A 19134-nucleotide genomic window follows, 5' to 3' on the forward strand; every position below is an offset into this window, starting at 1 on the left:
CTAGAATTGGTTTAAGCAAAGTAAAAAAGGCGCTAAGTTTTCACTTAAGCGCCCTTCTAGACTTGTATCTCGTCGCTAGCAGTTCCTAGCTCGAAACTAACTTCTCGTGGTTCGAAGCCCGCGACTCTAACCTAAGGCTAGTGAACGATCTCCATTTCGGCTAACAAGTTATCTGCATTGTCCAGATACTTCATTACCCAAAGCATGTAGCGGCTATCGACTTGGATAGAGCGATTAGTCTCAGGATCGTAACCCCAATCTCCGATAATGCTCTCATAGACGCCATCGAACAGTAGGCCAACCAGTTCAGCGCGGCCGTTTAGGGTCGGTGAGCCTGAGTTACCACCTGTGGTATCTAGAGTCGACAGGAAGTTAACAGGCACAGAATCGATAGACTTCATGTAGAAATCGCCATACTGCTTCTGTTTAATTAGCTCAAGCTGCTTAGCAGGTGCATCAAATGGAGAAACACCAGTGTCTTTAGCTAAGATACCTTCAAGACGGGTGAAAGGTAGCGCGCGCAGACCATCTTCAGGTGAGTAGCCTTTCACATGACCCACGGTGACGCGAAGGCTTGAGTTAGCATCGGCATAAACAGGCTTACCTTGCTCAGTATTAAAGGCGATAATCGCATCCATATATTGAGGACGCACCTTCATCAACTTACCCGCTAACTCTTTCTCTTTCTTCTCTGCTTTCATATCGGTGTCATACATGGCAACCGCAAACTGAATGAAAGGATCATTTGATGCTTTAAAGTCAGCTACTGACTTATCCATCCACGCTAGGCGAGTCTCCATGTCACCCAACTGAGTGTTAGCGTACATGGTATCTAACGTTTTAGAGAGCTGCTTAGCATCTAACATCTTGCCGATGCCAAACACCTTATCAAGTGCAGGAATACGCTCGCTTGCTGGCAGTACCGCATAACGCTTAAGCATATCTAACAGAACTGCTTTATCGACACTGGCGGCATAGCGACGATCGATACGCTCCATACGCGATTTGAAGCTTATCATGTCACGCTCCTGATAACCTGGCTCACGAGCCATATCATCAAGTTGCTTCTCATTGGCTAAACGGTAGAGTTTACGCGCTGTTGGCACCATAGTGGTGTAACGGATATAGCCTAAGATGGTGTCACGAGCTTGATTTTCCTGCCCTTCGGCAATCAACTTATCTAGCTCAGCTAAGGTTTTACCATACTGCTGTTGGCGCTTCTTATCTTGCTTGATCCAAGTGGCTAGGTCTGTCTCACGCCCTTTACGGTCATCGAGCATGGTCGACTTACCGTAGAACTCAATCATAGAGGTGAAGTTCTTAGCATAGTTAGCTAAGCCAGCAATTAAGCTCTCATACTTAATGCGCTCGTCGCTCCCCTCAGGCGCAGTCTCTTTGATGATCTCAATAAAGCGCTCACGAAGCATTTTGCCTTCAGGGTAGGCCCACTCAAACGTGTTCTCCACCTCATTGGCAGTACGGTAACGGTTAGTGCGGCCAGGGTAACCTGCCACCATCACAAAATCACCGTCGCTCACGCCTTTGGCTGAAACCTTAAGGAAACTCTTAGGCTCATAGGGCACATTGTCTTTGCTAAAATCGGCAGGCTTGCCATCTTTAGAGACGTAACCACGGTAGAAGGAGAAATCACCCGTGTGACGTGGCCACATCCAGTTATCGATATCGCCGCCGTACTTACCTACGCTTGCCGCTGGGTTATACACCAGACGCACATCGCGGATCTCTAACTGCTTCACTAGGTAATACTCAAGGCCACCATGAAAACTATAAACCTTACAGCGGTAGCCATCTTCGGCTTCACACTCGGCTACTAACGCCTTCTCTTTCTGCTCGATACCTAAGTAGTAATCATTACCTACCTTGCTATCTAACCCCTTTTTAACCTTGTCAGTCACATTGGTCACCGCTTCGGTCACATAGATACGTGAACCCGGTGTCGCCTGTAACTCTTCACCATAGGACTTAGCTAAAAAACCATCTTTAAGCAGGTTTTTTTCTGGCGTTGAATTATATTGAATTGAGCCATAAGCACAGTGATGGTTAGTCACAGCAAGGCCTTTAGGAGAGACAAATGATGCTGTACAGCCACCAAGGCTGATCACCGCATTCATCGGGAACTCAGTTAACTTAGAGATAGACTTTGCATCTATCTCCAACCCTTTCGCTTTAAGTTCGTCAGCCATTGCTGGCAGCTGGTAGGGTTGCCACATACCTTCGTCAGCCTGTGCGCCAAATGAGGCAGCAACAGCGACGGTGAGAAGCCATTTCTTCATTTTGTTAAATCCATTTTTTAATTATTAGTGGGGTAAAACTTACTTAAGTCTTTTTAAAATAACTACTTTCAAGTACTGCATCTTGCTGTAATACCAATCGGTATAAAAGGCATAAAAAAAGTCGAGCTCGATATTTGCATATTCGAGCTCGACTTTATCATAGGCAAAGTGGGTTACAACCCCTTTGACTTAATCCCTTACAAAGCGAAATAAAAACCAGAGTAAAGGAGCTTGTACAACCCCTTAAAGCGCCACCATCAGTTGGGCTGCAATAATCACCGCCCCTAACAAGCCCACTAGCGTTAACGCTGGCTTACCGCCGCAGACTTGATAACCTTCAGTCACCTCTTTGCGCTGTTTCAAGACCATTACAATCGGCAAGAAGATGATGATAAATACCAAAGGCACAGCCGCAAAACCGAGTACTGCAACAAAGCCTTCAGGAATATAAAGCGCACATAACACAGGTGGAACGAAGGTGATTAACCAAGTTTGAACTCGGCCCATAATGGTACTCTTCGCTCGTGTCAGCTCACTGATAAAATCGTACAAACTTAAGGTCACACCGATAAAGGAGGTCACTAAAGCAAAGTCAGCAAACAGCGAAATACACTTACTTACCCAAGGTTGTGAGGCGATATCCTGCAGCGATGTAATAAGTGCAGGCAGTGAGCCACCAAAGCTATGGATCTGCTCTCCCCCCACTGTTCCTAACGTCACTAACAACCAGAGCACATAACACAGCAGCGGTAACGTTGAGCCAATCAAAAGTACTTTGCGCAGCGTTAATGCATCACCCTCTAAGTAACGCACTAAGGTTGCGATACACACATGGAAACCAAAAGAGGTGAAAACAACAGGGATGGCTGCCATCCAAAGATCAACCTTACCCTCTTCAATTGCCGCAATCGCCATCTGTGAAGGGCTAATTTCAGGTAAGAGGAAACCCACAGTGATCACTAGCAAGGCGATCATCAGTGAAAACAGAATACGAGAAACCTTGTCGACCCAAGCTACACCGAATGCGGCTAGCAGGCCTAAAGTCAGGGTAAATATCACCACCGCAAGCTGATTATCCAAAGCAATGCCAAACATCGCCTCAGCTTTTAATACCAGCAAGGAGGAGCCACCTGTCAGATAGGCTGCCGTAAGGGCAAACAGCAAACTTAAGAAGGACGCACCCTGTATTAGCTGTCCCCGCTTGCCTAAAATCTTACCTGTAATGGCATGGAGATTGTCACCTACACCAGTACGTAGGTTTACCTCAAGCATCAACAAAGAGGTGTAAGCTGAAACTCCCCAGATAACGACCAATAGCAGAATAGCTGGGATGATCCCCAGTGCAGCGGTCGCCAGAGGCAGTGCTAACATTCCTGCGCCAATCGCAGTTCCGGCGACGATGGCAATTGAGCCAAGCATTTTTAAATTCACAAATTTGTCCTGTTAGATATATTTTTATTCTAGATTTTTGGTAGGTCTGATTTAGAACGACTTGGAAGGAGTGGTATTAGCAAGATATTTCATCATTATTAACAGCCCCCAATCGAATCAGGTCTACTGACCTTAGTGATCGCAATTGGCCTCAATGACTAGTTAATAGTTGTTTTACCCTATCGACAACGCCATTGAGGCTGAATAAATCGAGGAAAAAACAGATATACAGATTGCATTACATCTCAACTCTCTAAAAATGACTGAGAGGGACAGTAACAGAGCCAAACCCAGTCGGCAAGCCACTTATGAACAAACAGAGTTGACGCTCAAAATTACAACGATTTATAAACAGAAAGTTAAATAACGCCTCTTGAACTAAACATAAATTACAGGTCATTAGAGATGACCTGTAATTACATATCTAACTAAAAACTAACCCAGAGCTAAAGCTCAATCCAAGCTAGCCCCCAATCTGAGCCGACACCTGGCTCAAAACCCGTAGCAGTTTCTGACCATTGAATACAGTAGCCACTGTATGGGAAAGGCTTACATTGGTAAGTCTTGCCATTTTTAGGTTGAAACACTGTGGTGCCAGCCTGATAATCCGCAATGCCTTGAGGAAACACATAATCGGCATCACCTGGAGCTGCCGCTTCAGTCAGGAAAAGATCATGATTTTGCACTATCACCTCCCCTTGAGTGGGCTCAGCCTTGAGCAACATATGGTAATGACCCGCCGCAGGCTCAATCACATCTATCTCAAATGATGCAGTGGTGGAGTTTACCTGCTGACTCTGAAAACCTGATGCCTGACCATTATGGCTACTAAGCTGCACGCTAACCTGCATATCGGTATTGGTGGTGATATCGAAACTCACCAAGGCTTTCCCCTCATTTATCTCATAGCTATCTGCTAATGAGCTCACCTCCACGCTGTTTCCTGGTTCAGGCGCAATATCAAAGCCCACTTCAACTCGGTTGATGCCACTGCCGTCTTTAGCAAAAATTTCATTCTTACCATAGACAGGGACTATCTCACCGGCAGCACTTTTCTGACCAGCCTTCATCTTAGTTTGCTCGCGGTTCACCGCGGTTGCTAACAGATGGGGCCAGTTATTTTTCAGCCCTTGCTGGGTATTTTCTATGGTGATGCTGGTTTGCATTGAAACCTGCTCCCCCTCAGCGGTGAATACCCGAGTCATAGCGCTGTCACCCACTTTAAGATCGAGCGCAGGGTTAATATTGCCCACATCACTCCATGTATCAGGCGTGGTGCTGCCATCATTAAAGTTCACATCAATAACGTTATAGAAGCTGTTAGCGGTATCGCCTACCTCCCACAGCGCCAGAATAACCTGATAGCCACTGGCTCTGGCCGGCACGTTACACTCATGGGTGACAAATTTAGGCGGCTGGACCATATCTCCCTCAATCACACAAAAAGGAGTCAGATCGAAACTGCTGCGACTCAGTGGTTTATTAGGATCCCAATTTTGTTCAGTCAGATAATAACGCCAGTTACGGGTCACATGGTTAGCGGTAAACTGCCAGCTAAACTCATTCCAGCCAGCACTAATGTCCGATCGACTCCATCGGGTCGAACTCTGCTCATCCAACGGAGCAAACGCCCCTTGTCCGGCACTGGCCAGCTTGCCGTCAACGGGCCCAAGCTCAGGAAACCCCGACGGTCCCTCAACACTTTGTGGCTCCCACTGCACCGCGCCGCAGTTAACATTTCCCCCTTGGTTACAAGCGTAAGCTCTAGACTCAGGGCTCTTTACATAGCCATGAGCCAAGGCTGCAGAACTCATTAACAGACCTGCACTCGCAACAAGAGAGAGGCTAATAGATTGATTAATCGATTTTTGATGTCTCATTGAACACACTCCACTCAATACCTTGTCCCCCATAAAAAAAGGCAAGGTAAAAACAAACGTGGTATTTGGACTGAACGGATCACAATAGGTATAGCTAAGATAGGTTCTCAGCCAGATATATCTATCGTGGCAACCCCGCTATCTTAATGAGCACTCAGTGAGTCCTGCACCTTAGACCGGAAGCTTTGCGTCCTAACTTTTCAGCTAGTTTGCCAAATACATGGATATCGGCAGATAAGGGCAGACTAATTTACCTTCTGCTTATCGTCACCGACAGGCATAAAATACGTAACAATGATAACGCTGTCAATTTTAATCACCATTTAAAATCAAACACTTAATCAAATTCATGAAAACCATATATTTAACAAGTGTATCCAAGAAATTAAACTATTCTATCCCCCCTAATAAAGCTGATTGCACTCTGGTTTCCAGTCAGTATAATGAGTCCACTACTTCAGGGGAGTAGCCACCAAAGATTTTCTACCATTAGAGAATAGTTGGGTGAACATCAACATACTTGGCCACATCGCCATGGTGTTCACGACAATCACACTTAAGCTGAGATTGTTAGGCAAGACCTGAGTGCAGTTACCGCCGATATTGTTATCAATATTTTTAAGGGGGCCGGTTAGCTGTACTCGGATTTTTTGCCCCCTAAATAGGAATTCATTAAAGTGGAAGCTCTACTCGCATCAACCCTCACCGTTGCTATTGCCGAAATCGGCGATAAAACTCAACTTCTAGCACTTATTCTAGCGGCCAGATTCAGTCATTTAAGCGGTGCTAAAACGGCTATTATTCTCGGCATTTTTCTCTCAACCTTAGCCAACCATTTTGCCGCAGCTTGGGTAGGACAATGGGCGATTAGCTTTATCAGCCCAGAGCTTGGACGTTATTTAGTAGCAGGGTCATTCTTTGCCATCGCACTCTGGGTATTAGTTCCAGACAAGGTGGATGAGGAGCAGAGCCGTTTTTATAAGATGGGGCCCTTCCTTGCCACCTTTATTCTATTTTTTATCGCCGAGATGGGCGACAAAACTCAAGTGGCGACCGTGGTACTTTCAGCCAAATATGACGCACTTGCAATGGTCGTGATGGGGACAACATTAGGCATGATGATCGCCAATGTGCCTGTGGTGATAGCTGGTCATTTTAGCGCAGAAAGATTGCCGATGACCTTGATACACAGAGGCTGCGCCGTGCTGTTCGCCCTACTGGGTGTGGTAACTCTGCTGTTTTAATCAAAAACAGTGACAAGTCGCTAGCTAAGGGCTAAGGCCAAACAAAAAAGGTTACGAGTTAACGCTGAGATATAACCTCAATGCTTACCCGTAACCTTAATATAAGTAACTCTTTAGCTGCTATTAGCTCGTAACTCGACACTCGCAGCAGCTGTTAACTAATGAGTTATAGCTCGTCAGCGCTAATTCCTAATACCTTAGCTAGACCTTCACCGTATGCCACATCAGCTTTCATACAATTCTGTATGTGTCTTATCTGAATATGTCTATCAGCGCCGCCTACTGAGGCCGCCGTATTAGCAAACAATCTCTGCTGCTCATCGCTACCCATTAATCTGAATAGGTCACCAGCTTGGCTGTAGTGATCATCATCTTTATGGCTATAAGCATCCGCATCACCATCTATCTGTAGTGGTGGCTCGCTAAAGTCTGGTTGCTCCTGCCATTGGCTCTGAGTGTTTGGCTCATAGCCTATGGTGCGGCCAGCATTGCCATCGGTACGCATCTGTCCATCTCTGTGGTAGGAGTGGAACGGACATTTAGGTGCGTTAACCGGAATATGACTGTGGTTCACCCCTAAACGATAGCGCTGGCTATCACCGTAAGAGAACAGACGTCCCTGCAACATCTTATCCGGTGAGAAACCGATACCAGGTACGATAGTTGTTGGGGCAAATGCCGCCTGCTCAACTTCGGCAAAATAGTTATCTGGATTACGGTTAAGCTCAAGCTCACCCACCTGAATTAGCGGATAATCTTTATGTGGCCAAACCTTGGTCAGATCAAACGGGTTGAACGGACAATCACCAGCCGCAGTCTCCTCCATCAACTGGACATAGAGAGTCCATTTAGGAAAATCACCCTTATCGATTGAGTTCAATAGGTCCGCTTGATGACTCTCACGGTCATTAGCGATGATCTCTGCCGCTTCTTTATCTGACAGATTCTGAATACCTTGCTGAGTTTTAAAATGGAACTTCACCCAGTAGCGCTTATCATCTTTGCTGATAAAGCTGTATGTATGAGAACCGAAACCATCCATATGACGGTAAGTCTTAGGGATCCCACGATCGCCCATCGTCATTGTGATCTGATGTAGCGCCTCAGGCGATAGAGTCCAGAAGTCCCAGTTGTTGTTAGCACTGCGCATATTGGTATATGGATCGCGCTTCACCGCATGGTTAAGATCTGGGAACTTAAGTGGATCTTTAAGGAAGAAAACAGGGGTGTTATTCCCCACGAGATCCCAGTTACCTTGCTCGGTATAGAACTTGATTGCAAAACCGCGGATATCACGCTCAGCATCAGCAGCACCACGTTCACCAGCTACCGTCGAGAAGCGAACAAAAACTTCAGTCTCTTTACCTACAGACTCAAATAACTTGGCCTTAGTAAATTCGCTAATATCATGGGTTACCGTAAAACGGCCGAATGCACCTGAACCTTTAGCATGCATACGACGCTCAGGGATCACTTCGCGGTCAAAATGGGCTAACTTTTCAATAAACCAAGCGTTCTCAAGTAGCATAGGTCCGCGTTTACCCGCGGTTTTCACATTTTGGTTGTCGGGTACCGGTGCGCCAAACGCAGTGGTCAACTTCTTATCCATAATAAACTCCTAGAACTCACATCAATCATTATAATTAAGTCAGTTATCAGCCTAAAAATCTTTTAAATTCAGTCAGATTAATACATCAGCATGAAAACAAACGGTTTCACTCGGCACATCAAGAAAGCGAATCTTCACGCTTATCATTAATCCAAGTTTCGATCAGGTCATAAATAGTTGTCATGGTCACTACTCCTAAAGTTTCAATTAGCAAGTTATATAAGTAACTATGTCGATGGAGTAATAATAGTAAAAACAACCAAAACAACAAAACGATTAAAACAGATTAAACTAAAAGGATTTTACGATTAACAAAGATAAACAAAAGGAGAGCAATGTCTCCCAAGGATTTATCCTTAAACGGTAGGGGTTTTCACCTTTAACTATATTGATCTAAGTCAAAAAAATTATTTTACATCAAGTGATTAGCATTAATTTTTGTACATAAAAGATGGGGGTAAATAGGATAAGAGTTGAATTCAGGCAGTGCCTGAATTCAATAACAACAAGTGTTCAACACTGAATTAGCCAGATACAGCCTGCTCCTCTTTATAGAGCTTAACTAGGTAATAAGCATCAATTAACACGATAAAAAAGTTAACTAGCGCCACTGGGATTGCCCCAATCGCCAAACCATAAGCCACAAACAGAGCTGCGCCGATGAGGTTCCACCAGCGTAACTTTTTAATATTAGACATCATCAACGATATTGCGACAACAACCGACGCCAGATATCCAACCCATTCCCAAATGGTTGCGCTATCCATAAGCTCTCCAATACTCCCCAAGGTAATAATGGCCATTATGAACAAAATCCCGGCAATGGAACAGTCTATTTAACCTGAAAATAACAATATATTGATAACGAAAATCTAATCATGCATATCATGATTAGATATAAAATCTAGCGCTTAACGACTGCAGCAGTCATTCTAGCAACTGCAAAAGAGCAGCAGATGCTGCTAACTTGACTCGTTACTCGACAGTGAGTACTACTTATTGTTAACGCTTAACGACTGCCGCTGTCATTCTAGCAACTGCAAAAGAGCAGCAGATGCTGCTAACTTGACTCATTACTCGACAGTGGGTACTACTTATTGTTAACGCTTAACGACTGCCGCTGTCATTCTAGCAACTGCAAAAGAGCAGCAGATGCTGCTAACTTGACTCGTTACTCGACAGTGAGTACTACTTATTGTTAACGCTTAACGACTGCCGCTGTCATTCTAGAGATGCAGCACAGCTCACCAGCACTGTTATGGATAAGCACCTCCCAAACCGAACTGCGTTTACCTAAATGGACCGCTTTTGCTGTCGCTGTTAATGTCCCATTACGTGACGCCTTCAGGTGATTGGCATTAATCTCCTGACCCACACAGTAATACTGCTCAAAGTCGACAGCAAAGTTAGCGGCGTAGCTGGCAACGGTTTCGGCCAACGCCACATTCGCGCCACCGTGCACAATCCCAAGCGGGTTATGTATTGCAGGGGTCGCAGGCATGGTGGCTTTCATGTAGTCATCACCAATCTCAGAGATCTTAATTCCCATGGTCTGCATCAAGGTTCCCTTGCCGTGCATTCCTGAGTCCATCTTGGCGCAATCTTCTAAGCTTACCGGTCTAAACCAAATACTCATTACTCAACCCTATTGATCAATAATGCCAACAGTCTACTGCTTCAGGGTTAAAGTTTAAACAAGTGTTTAAGTTAAGAGACACTTTCAATAGAGAAATGACACGAAAGTGTCACTAGGGTGGCTCCCGAGCACTCTTATTTTTGATGCTGATTCATCTAAAAGTGATCGGCGTTAGGTGAATACTTGGGAGCCGTAGGGTAACCGCAATAACTGGGATAAGCTGCCTTTGTGCGGCAGCTTATCCAGACTAGATTAAGCGAAAATTAAAGATCTTGGCTTACTGCTTCAAGTGTTAACTTGATCATCTCATTAAGGGTTTGTTGACGCTCTTCAGCCGTTAAATGCAGCCCCTGCCTGATATGATCGGTCACTGTCATCATCGCCAGTGCATTAGCTCCATACTCAGCAGCCACACCATACAGACCAGCAGCTTCCATCTCGACACCTAAGATGCCGTACTTCTCCATCAGATCGTAACGCGCTTCATCTGAGCTGTAGAAAAGATCAGAGGAGTAGAGATTGCCTACATGGTAGTTAACCTTAAGTTTGTCCGCCGCATCGGCCGCTTTTCTTAGTAGGTTAAAGTCAGCAATCATGGCGAAATCTGTGTGTTCAAAGCGAGTGCGATTAATCGCTGAGTCAGTGCTGGCCCCCATGGCCATCACTACATCCATCAACTTAATCTTATCACTCACCGCACCACAGGAGCCGATACGTATGATGTTCTTCACCCCATATTCAGTGATCAACTCTTTCGCGTAGATAGAGATAGAGGGAATGCCCATACCAGAACCCATCACAGAGATCTTCTTACCCTGATATTCGCCTGTGTAGCCCAACATGTTGCGCACATCGGTCACCAAGACAGCATTTTCAAGGAAATTCTCAGCAATATATTTAGCTCTTAGCGGGTCGCCTGGCATTAAAACCGTCGTTGCAAATGCGCCAGCTTCGGCATTGATATGTGGAGTCATCTTTTTTCCTAAAAGTTAGGCGCCGCATCAAGTACGGCGCTTTCAATAAATACGTTATGAATTAACCCGCTAGGCTAAAGAGTAAGCCTGCGATAGTACCGCTCATTAAGTTCGCTAACGCCGCAGCGATAAGCGCCTTCATACCGATGGCACTCAAATCATGACGGCGCTCAGGGCAAAGCGCCGCTAAGCCACCAATCACCATGGCCAAAGAGCCTATATTGGCAAAGCCACACAGGGTAAAACTGATAATAATCTGCGTCTTTTCTGAGAGTTGATCGGCAACCTTAAGGAAGTCGATATAGGCAACAAACTCATTAATCACCATTTTCTGGCCAATAAAGGAAGCCGCTTGAATCGCTTCACTCCAAGGCACCCCCATGATCCAAGCCAACGGTGCAAGCAGGTAACCTAAGATCATCTGCATAGTTAGTTCGCCATAACCAAACCAGCCACCGATCCCACCAATAATGCCGTTAACCATAGCGATCAAGGCAACGAAAGCTAACAGTAGCGCCGACACCGAGATAACCTGTTGCATCCCCATCGCCGCCCCACCCGCTGCAGCGTCAAGGACATTAGCAGGTCTGTCATCCTGCTCATCCATCACCTTCTTGATATCGTTTTGTGGCTCCTCAGTCTCAGGCCAGATAAGCTTGGCAAACAGTAAACCCGCAGGTGCAGTCATAAAGGCAGCAGTTAGTACATATTTAACGTCGACGCCCATCTGGATATAGCCAATCATGGTGCCGCCAGCAACAGACGCTAAACCACCTGTCATCACAGCAAATAGTTCAGAGCGGGTCATGTGCTTAACGAATGGACGCACCATCGAGGGCGCTTCAATAGGACCAACAAAGATGTTGGCAGTCGCAGACAGTGACTCGGCGCGGCTGGTACCAAGCAGCTTTGATAGGCCACCACCAATCAAGCCTATAATTAACTGCATGATCCCTAAGTAATACAGCACGGCAATCAGGGCGCTGACAAACACCACCACAAATAGCACGTTAATCACAAAGATGAAGCCAACACCAAATTTAGCCAGATCGCCAAACAGGAATGATAAACCTTCGTTAGCGTAACCTATTACATGCATCACACCGCCAGAGGCGCTGTCCAACATGGATTGCCCCATAGGCACATACATCACAAATGCACCGAAAGCGATCTGGAACGCTAAAGCCCCCAGTACCGTGCGCAGATTAATGGCGGTTCGCTTCTCTGAAATCAGCACAGCCAAACCGATCAGGCTGAACATTCCCAACAAACTGATGAAAACTTCCATACATTTTTTACCGAGGTAACGTTTAGATGTCGGCAGTTTATACAGGCAGAAATTAGCTGCAAGGGATCTGAGTCACTTTGTGAGAGATAAATATTGTTTTTAGGCGATTAAACCGACGAATAGCCTTAAGCACCTAAAACCAACCATAAGACTCAAAGTGGGGACAACATTTAGGTAAAGATAAAGACACACAACCCACAATATTAGGCATAAAAACAAACATTATCGTCAGTTTAACGCGCATTTAATCTGTCATTAATTTTGCTGAACGGACCTACAAATAGATCTAAAAAATACAAAAATGTAATTAAATAACACCAAATAAGTCGCCGTTAACCATGAAATGAGGAGTAAACCTCTATTTCTCAACTTTAATTACCCCCAGCGAGTGAATGCTAGCCCTATAAAAAACCGTCTTAGGCTTAGCCTAAGACGGTTAGTGTGTAACTACCTTGCCTGAATTAACGTGTTTTACGACGTAATCCCAGTAGTGATAACAGAGCCAATCCTAAATAACCTAATGAACCACCATCATCTTTAGGTGTTGGCTCAGGTTTAGGTGGAATTGGCGCAGGGTATTCCAGTGCGATGATCACAGGATCGTGATCAGAGGAGCTAAAGGCATTCTCAGACTTAGCTAAGTCGCCGGAATACTTACTCGGATACTCAAACAGGTCCGACTCAACCGAGTTGATGTTCCAATCCTCTATCCCTACCAACTTGTCAGCAACTTGTGTGTTTGCTAACGCGTGATCTAAGTTACCTAGCTCACCGCTATAGCTGTAACCAAAGGTCGCAGGTCCGTGGGCTTGAGTGTTCAGATTAACCAGTCCATACCCCTTGTCAATCTTACTCCCTTCGCGCTCATAGACTTCACCATTGAGTGTGGTCCATGAAGCGGTCACGATCTCACGCTTAGCTGTCGAAGCATCATAATCGGTTAGCACGGCAACCGGATCTTCCATGCCGTAGGCATTCATATCACCGATGACCAACAGGCCGCCTTCGACATCTTTGAGTGACTCACCCAGAACCTTGGCTGCAGAAACTCGGAACTCGTTACACTTACCTTGGAGATCGGCAGGATCTTTGCTCTCAGAGAACTCTAACCAATCCTCTAAACAGCCAGAGCCTTTCGATTTAAGGTGGTTCACTACAACGGTTAGCTTCTCATCATGGATCTGGAAAGTTTGCGCTAAGCTGTGACGTTGATACTTATCATAGCTTGGGCTCTCCTCCACCGTGCCATTGTTATCTCGAGTGGCAACGCCAGCAACAGAGTGCTGCTCAGGCGTTGCAATGACAAATGCGTCCCCAGTAGGTTTTACGGTACTCGGGCGGTACAGCAGGCCGACCGTTATCGCATCGCTGCCGATAAACTCACCCTTGTACTTATCGGCGTCATTCACCTCAATAAAGGCGTAGGCATCGGCTGCTGGTAACTCGGCATTAATCGCATTGAGCAAGTACTGGATCGAACTATGCTCACTAAAGCCATTGTTCTCTATCTCCATCAAACCTATCACATCAGCGTTCATCTCTTTAATCGCATTAACGATTTTAGTCCGCTGAAGCAGGTAATCTTCTAGAGAGTGAGCACCACGACCACAGCCTCTGCTGGCATCCGCGTCAGCTTGATCTTTACACATAGGATTTAGCGGGCCACCGATATCGCTGTCACTGGTAAACAGGTTCAACACGTTAAAGCTGGCAACGCGAATATCACCTTGGGTGGCAACTTCAGGTGACTGAGTACGGTCATTAATGCGGATAAAATCACCTGCTGTGATCTCATTGGTGACCACAAGACGTGGTGCACCATAGCTATAGCTAACCATCCCCGTCATATTGGTGAGCTGATCGCCAATACGTATATAGCCAGTCTCAGCGTTAAATGTCGGGAAGTAAGGCACTTCACCATTTTTCGCTTTATAGTCAGACTCAACATACAGCTCATTACCACGGTTGGCCTCTTGTAGCGCAATCGCTTCATCAGAGAGCGGGGCAAATACCTGAGTTGGCTTCATTAGTGGTGATTTATGGGACAACACCATGTTGTTTCTTCTACCGGCGTAGTCATAGCTAAAGCTACGAGTGACCTTCATGTCACTGCCAGCATCCAAAACAATGTTCATCCCTTCATAGCGATTAAGGGCATCCCCCAAGGATTCGCCATCGGCAACATAGAAAGCTTCTGGTGCTGGGACTTCACCCATCTCACCCACAGCCATCTTCTTGTCTGCCTTGATATCAACCTGAGTCAGGCCGTAGAAGTCCTTCACTTTACCTTGAACACACACCTCAACGCCGGGCTGGATCTCCTCAGGCGCTGCTTCGCCTAAGTAAACAAATACACCGTCTGATGTGTAAGGCGAGTTATCCCCTTTGATCTCCTGCAGATAGAAGCCTTTAAACAGACTCTCACCACGGGCGGTAACCACACCACTGATCGTGACCTCTTCAGCAGACTCGAACTTGCCCTCTTCAATCAGCGGGCTTACACGACCTACGCCCTGCACTTCATAGATAGGTGTGATGGTTTCACCAACACAACTAAAGGCTGGTACTTCCGGATCTGTCCCTGTTCCGCCACCAAAGTCACCACTGCGGGCACCTAAGCCACTAAAAGTGTTCTTTGCCTTTGTGGTCCACTCACTCTCAACATAGGTTGAGCTTGCAGCCGTGACATTAGCATTTCGCTCAGCAGTGATATCTTTGGCCCAATCACCTGTTGTGCCAACTTCACCAAACAGGTCAACTAAGGTATCGCCTTTTAAGATCCCAACCTTGTCATCGCCATTAAAGTAGATAGCAGCGCTCTGTGAGTCTACAGCAGCATCTAATACGATAGCGTTATCTTTATGGTTATTGGTGATCACCTTAATGGCATTAGCCCCAAGAGAACCACTGAGATCTAAGATTTTTTTAGGAGCTGTTTCGCCCTTTGAGTAGTAAACGAGGGAGTAACCTGTCAGATCAACGGCCGTCGATCCTGAATTGTATATTTCAACCGCTTTGCTATAACCGGAACCTTCAACATATTCGCTAATAAGTACATCAGCATTGGCCACAGCAGGCAAAGCAGCGGCTATTGACAGTGCAAGCACTGACAATTTTTTAACATTATCCATTTTTTTCAACCCCATTATTATTTTTGATACCAATCAGAATAAAGAGGTGATCGCTCAGCGAATGTTTAGCGCTTTTGAGGCAAGGCAACGAGTGAAGAACATAGTTGCTCTACGTTTAAGCTCGTTAACGCAGCATCGGATGCGCTAAGGCTCGCCTGTTAGGAGTATTTTTGGCTGCCTACTTCTGCGTTGAATGAACTCACAAGGGAATAACCATTCCATCGTCCATTCGCCTTGAATTAGTTTGCCCAAAAGTACTCTGAGTAGATCACTTTCTTATCCTGGTTGGTATAAGTCCGCTAATTTTTATTAACGTGCGCGACAATTGTCACAGAGTTTTGTGACAAAAAAAAGATGAACCAGTCACATTTTGAGCAGTAAGCATTTGTTATAAAAAGAAAAAACAAGCAGCATTAATCAGCTGTAAGAACAGGTCAAACCAGAAATATTTTAAGCCTTAAAGAATCATCAACTTAAGCCAGAACACCAACTTACAGAGGCTGGAGAATAAACCATCAAATAAGGGATAGCTTAATTTATAAAAACTGAATTTGATTGTTTTATATTTATATAAGAGGAAGTATTGGAGATAAGGTATTAGAGCGAAACTAGATAATAAAAAACGGCGTTATCGCCGTTTATTATTTTAAAACTTTAAGAACACAGTGCCAGATGATCGCCGTAGGTCTGTGCCCACCTAAGCAGTTCAACACGATTACGAGAGTGTGTCTTTCTGAAAATCGAGGAGATATGTGCTTTAACCGTATGTTCGCTGATACATAAATTATCAGCAATCTCCCTATTTCTAGCGCCACTTGAAACCAATTGAATGATGGTTCGCTCCCGCTTAGTCAATACCTGCAGTATCTCTTCGGCATCTTGGGAGTAGTCATCACTGGTCTCTAAACGATCAACCAGTTGACGGAACATCTTGCTAATCAAGGTACGATCGTACCAAAGCTCATCCGCCACCATCTTTCTTAAGCCAGTCAACATCAGATCCATACGCTGATCTGAATAGAGCAACCCACGGATCCCCAGCAGCAATGCAGAGGCTGGGTCGAGTTTTTTTCTATCGACTTGGTAGAGGGCAACAGGCACGTGGGAAACAAGACGAATCGCCAACAGAGGGATCCCTCTATTGTCTAGGGCTGCGCCCTCCTGACCCACGAGGTAGAAACTATTACGATCGCTGAGTGGTTCAAGCTCAGAAACCTGCTTAACAATCCGTGTCTTCAATCCGATAGACTCAGCTAAAATTGCTAAGTTACATGGTGTCGATACCTGATGAAGAAAGACCAACTCATCTACTTTACTCATCCACTTTCCTCCCTGAAAAGCTAATCCCTAGATAACGCATAAACCGTCTCATTCACTGAACCTACAACTAACAGACTCCTACCCATGATGGCTCGTTTTAAGCGATTTGAATAGTATTACTTGTAACCTCAAGTGAAAAACTTATTAAATCAAGGTTAAATAGAGCGTAAAAAACTGCCAACTCACGCCATAAACACTTACAAAGCATATAAATCATAAAGTTAGCTATAAGAAGTCTATTTTATATACTATATAAACCTAAGCAAGCTAGGCGACTAATCATTCAGTGCCGCAAGCTGTTTATTATGGGTCTTAACAAGTACCAACAGCGCCACTATAGCGCCCAATAACGCCATGCCCATATCCGATTGAGTATCCCAAATATAACCTTGGGTGCCTAAAAACGCCTCGGCATCTTCGCCAGTTAACAGGGCAACCCACCACTCAATCAGTTCATAAAATGCCGACAGAGCCAGCGCAAAACAGACACAGATAAAGCTGCACCAAACACCAGGCTTCACCACCTGATTGCGAATAAATACCTCTCTGGCGATCAAAGCTGGAATAAAGCCTTGGGCAAAATGCCCCACCTTATCGTAATTATTTCTGTCACTGCCTAAGGCATCGGCTATCCAATCAAATAGCGGCACTTCTGCATAGGTATAGTGGCCTCCCACCATTAAAATAACACAGTGAATAAGGATCAACACATAGAGCATAGGTGTCAGAGGGAAGCGTTTTCGGGTAAAGAACATCACAGGCAAAGCGATCAAAGCTGGGGCCACTTCTAAAAACCAGGTAAATTGATCTTTAGGGTTAATACCTGACCAAATCAGGACTAATAGGAAAATAGTCAGCCAAATATGCTGTTTATTCAAAATTGGAACCTCTTATATGTATTATCTCTATTGTTCTAGGGAAAGAATAATAACTTTAGCCATCTAGCCCTCCACACTGAACAAAAAAAGTGCTAATTTGGTGCCGGACAACAGACAGTCTATAAAAATAACCATAATACCAATAATTGAAGAGGGTACCTAAATCATGGCGAAACATTCGCTGGACAAGGATAAGATCAAGATCCTGCTTTTGGAAGGCGTCCACCAATCAGCGGTAGATGTATTCAAGCGTGCTGGTTACAGCAACATCGAATACCACAAGGCATCTCTTGGAGAAGAGGCACTCAAGGCATCGATAAAGGATGCGCATTTTGTTGGCCTAAGATCACGGACTCAATTGACTGAAGCGGTATTAAGTCAGGCGGAGAAACTGGTCGGAATTGGTTGTTTCTGTATCGGTACTAATCAGGTCGATCTCAACTATGCTGAGAAACTCGGTGTGCCTGTATTCAACGCGCCCTTCTCTAACACACGCAGTGTGGCAGAGCTGGTACTTGGCGAGATCATCATGCTATTTCGTGGTATTCCTCAGCGTAATGCCATGGCTCATCGTGGTGGTTGGCTTAAGAGTGCAACCGGTAGCTATGAAGCCCGTGGCAAAACACTCGGTGTGATAGGTTATGGCCATATTGGTACTCAGTTAGGGATCCTAGCCGAGACCTTAGGTATGCGTGTCGTTTTCTTCGATATCGAAGATAAGCTACCACTGGGCAATGCCCAGCAGATCCACTCGATGCAGGAGCTGATGTCTCTTGCCGATGTGGTCAGTCTGCATGTTCCTGAGACCCCACAAACCAAAGAGATGATCGGTGAAGCAGAGCTGGCTTGTATGAAAAAAGGCAGCATCTTAATTAACGCCTCTCGCGGTACTGTGGTCGACATTGACGCTCTAGCATCAACGCTTAAAGCTGAAAAGATAGCTGGTGCAGCCATCGACGTTTTCCCTGTAGAGCCTAAGTCTAACGATGATGAGTTTATTAGCCCGCTACGTGGTCTAGACAACGTAATCTTAACCCCACATGTGGGCGGCAGCACTCAGGAAGCACAGGAGAACATAGGTATCGAGGTTGCTGGCAAGTTGGCCAAGTACTCTGATAATGGATCAACCATGACCGCAGTGAACTTCCCTGAGGTATCGTTGGCCCAGCATAAAGATGCTTCACGTCTGCTGCATATTCACCACAACCGCCCTGGCGTGTTGATCAAGATTAACCAAGCGTTTGCCGAGAAAGGGATCAATATCGCGGCCCAGTATCTGCAAACAACGGCTGAAATTGGTTACGTTGTGATGGAAGTGGATTCAGACCAAGCCGATGAAGCACTCGAGCAGATGAAGGCCATTGAAGGCACTATTCGTACTCGTCTACTTCACTAAGCTTATACAAAGAACACAGCGGTAAACTAAAAATATCGGGCGTACAATGTAAA

The 19134-nt window shown here is 45.4% G+C and carries 13 protein-coding genes and 2 riboswitches; of the genes, 2 read left to right on the plus strand and 11 right to left on the minus strand.

All coding sequences use genetic code 11. The annotated features are described in order from the left end of the window. Positions 1 to 137: 137 nt before the first annotated feature. From SWOO_RS19915 to gbpA, 3 genes are all read right to left on the minus strand, one after another. Complete coding sequence (locus SWOO_RS19915) at positions 138 to 2294, minus strand: S46 family peptidase (protein ID WP_012326465.1); 2157 nt, start codon at positions 2292 to 2294, stop codon at positions 138 to 140. Positions 2295 to 2537: 243 nt separating this feature from the next. Further along, positions 2538 to 3713, minus strand: a complete 1176-nt coding sequence (locus SWOO_RS19920) for an aromatic amino acid transport family protein (protein ID WP_012326466.1) — start codon at positions 3711 to 3713, stop codon at positions 2538 to 2540. 458 nt (positions 3714 to 4171) lie between these two features. After that, positions 4172 to 5605, minus strand: coding sequence for an N-acetylglucosamine-binding protein GbpA (gene gbpA, locus SWOO_RS19925; RefSeq protein ID WP_012326467.1), 1434 nt, complete (start codon positions 5603 to 5605; stop codon positions 4172 to 4174). 125 nt (positions 5606 to 5730) lie between these two features. Then, a riboswitch (cyclic di-GMP riboswitch) is annotated at positions 5731 to 5829 on the minus strand. A 224-nt stretch (positions 5830 to 6053) separates the two neighbouring features. Then, positions 6054 to 6177: riboswitch (yybP-ykoY riboswitch) on the plus strand. Between the two features lie 105 nt (positions 6178 to 6282). Between gbpA and SWOO_RS19930 the strand changes: the two genes are divergently transcribed. Then, on the plus strand, positions 6283 to 6849 hold the full coding sequence (locus tag SWOO_RS19930; protein WP_012326468.1) for a TMEM165/GDT1 family protein: 567 nt from the start codon (positions 6283 to 6285) through the stop codon (positions 6847 to 6849). Positions 6850 to 7015: 166 nt separating this feature from the next. Here the strand turns inward: SWOO_RS19930 and SWOO_RS19935 are convergent, their stop codons facing one another. The 8 genes from SWOO_RS19935 to SWOO_RS19970 form a co-directional block, all read right to left on the minus strand. After that, the gene (locus SWOO_RS19935) at positions 7016 to 8458 is read right to left on the minus strand and encodes a catalase (RefSeq protein WP_012326469.1); all 1443 of its coding nucleotides are present in this window, start codon (positions 8456 to 8458) and stop codon (positions 7016 to 7018) included. 524 nt (positions 8459 to 8982) lie between these two features. Continuing rightward, positions 8983 to 9261, minus strand: coding sequence for a YgjV family protein (locus tag SWOO_RS19940; protein ID WP_012326470.1), 279 nt, complete (start codon positions 9259 to 9261; stop codon positions 8983 to 8985). Positions 9262 to 9656: 395 nt separating this feature from the next. Continuing rightward, entirely contained in the window at positions 9657 to 10094 is a 438-nt protein-coding gene (locus tag SWOO_RS19945; RefSeq protein ID WP_012326471.1) for a PaaI family thioesterase, read from the minus strand. A gap of 263 nt (positions 10095 to 10357) precedes the next feature. Continuing rightward, a complete protein-coding gene (deoD, locus tag SWOO_RS19950) occupies positions 10358 to 11068 on the minus strand; it encodes a purine-nucleoside phosphorylase (protein ID WP_012326472.1) in 711 nt (236 codons plus the stop codon). Positions 11069 to 11129: 61 nt separating this feature from the next. Continuing rightward, positions 11130 to 12356, minus strand: a complete 1227-nt coding sequence (locus SWOO_RS19955) for a NupC/NupG family nucleoside CNT transporter (RefSeq protein WP_012326473.1) — start codon at positions 12354 to 12356, stop codon at positions 11130 to 11132. Between the two features lie 461 nt (positions 12357 to 12817). Beyond that, entirely contained in the window at positions 12818 to 15487 is a 2670-nt protein-coding gene (exeM, locus tag SWOO_RS19960; RefSeq protein WP_041417806.1) for an extracellular exonuclease ExeM, read from the minus strand. A 654-nt stretch (positions 15488 to 16141) separates the two neighbouring features. After that, positions 16142 to 16807, minus strand: coding sequence for a helix-turn-helix transcriptional regulator (locus tag SWOO_RS19965; RefSeq protein ID WP_012326475.1), 666 nt, complete (start codon positions 16805 to 16807; stop codon positions 16142 to 16144). A 275-nt stretch (positions 16808 to 17082) separates the two neighbouring features. After that, the gene (locus SWOO_RS19970) at positions 17083 to 17685 is read right to left on the minus strand and encodes a DUF2238 domain-containing protein (protein WP_012326476.1); all 603 of its coding nucleotides are present in this window, start codon (positions 17683 to 17685) and stop codon (positions 17083 to 17085) included. 166 nt (positions 17686 to 17851) lie between these two features. On the opposite strand from SWOO_RS19970, the gene serA reads away from it, so the two are divergent. Further along, positions 17852 to 19081 carry a phosphoglycerate dehydrogenase gene (gene serA, locus SWOO_RS19975; protein WP_012326477.1) on the plus strand — a complete coding sequence of 410 codons (1230 nt, stop codon included), beginning with the start codon at positions 17852 to 17854 and terminating at the stop codon, positions 19079 to 19081. The last annotated feature ends 53 nt before the right edge of the window (positions 19082 to 19134 follow it).

The organism is Shewanella woodyi ATCC 51908 (assembly GCF_000019525.1).
In the GTDB taxonomy this organism is placed as follows: Bacteria; Pseudomonadota; Gammaproteobacteria; order Enterobacterales; family Shewanellaceae; genus Shewanella; species Shewanella woodyi.

Coding starts and splice junctions, on each gene's coding strand:
- SWOO_RS19940 (WP_012326470.1), bottom strand. CDS start 9,261: ATGGCCATTATTACCTTGGGGAGTATTGGAGAGCTTATGGATAGCGCA.
- exeM (WP_041417806.1), bottom strand. CDS start 15,487: ATGGATAATGTTAAAAAATTGTCAGTGCTTGCACTGTCAATAGCCGCT.
- deoD (WP_012326472.1), bottom strand. CDS start 11,068: ATGACTCCACATATCAATGCCGAAGCTGGCGCATTTGCAACGACGGTT.
- SWOO_RS19920 (WP_012326466.1), bottom strand. CDS start 3,713: ATGCTTGGCTCAATTGCCATCGTCGCCGGAACTGCGATTGGCGCAGGA.
- gbpA (WP_012326467.1), bottom strand. CDS start 5,605: ATGAGACATCAAAAATCGATTAATCAATCTATTAGCCTCTCTCTTGTT.
- SWOO_RS19945 (WP_012326471.1), bottom strand. CDS start 10,094: ATGAGTATTTGGTTTAGACCGGTAAGCTTAGAAGATTGCGCCAAGATG.
- SWOO_RS19955 (WP_012326473.1), bottom strand. CDS start 12,356: ATGGAAGTTTTCATCAGTTTGTTGGGAATGTTCAGCCTGATCGGTTTG.
- SWOO_RS19965 (WP_012326475.1), bottom strand. CDS start 16,807: ATGAGTAAAGTAGATGAGTTGGTCTTTCTTCATCAGGTATCGACACCA.
- SWOO_RS19935 (WP_012326469.1), bottom strand. CDS start 8,458: ATGGATAAGAAGTTGACCACTGCGTTTGGCGCACCGGTACCCGACAAC.
- SWOO_RS19915 (WP_012326465.1), bottom strand. CDS start 2,294: ATGAAGAAATGGCTTCTCACCGTCGCTGTTGCTGCCTCATTTGGCGCA.
- serA (WP_012326477.1), top strand. CDS start 17,852: ATGGCGAAACATTCGCTGGACAAGGATAAGATCAAGATCCTGCTTTTG.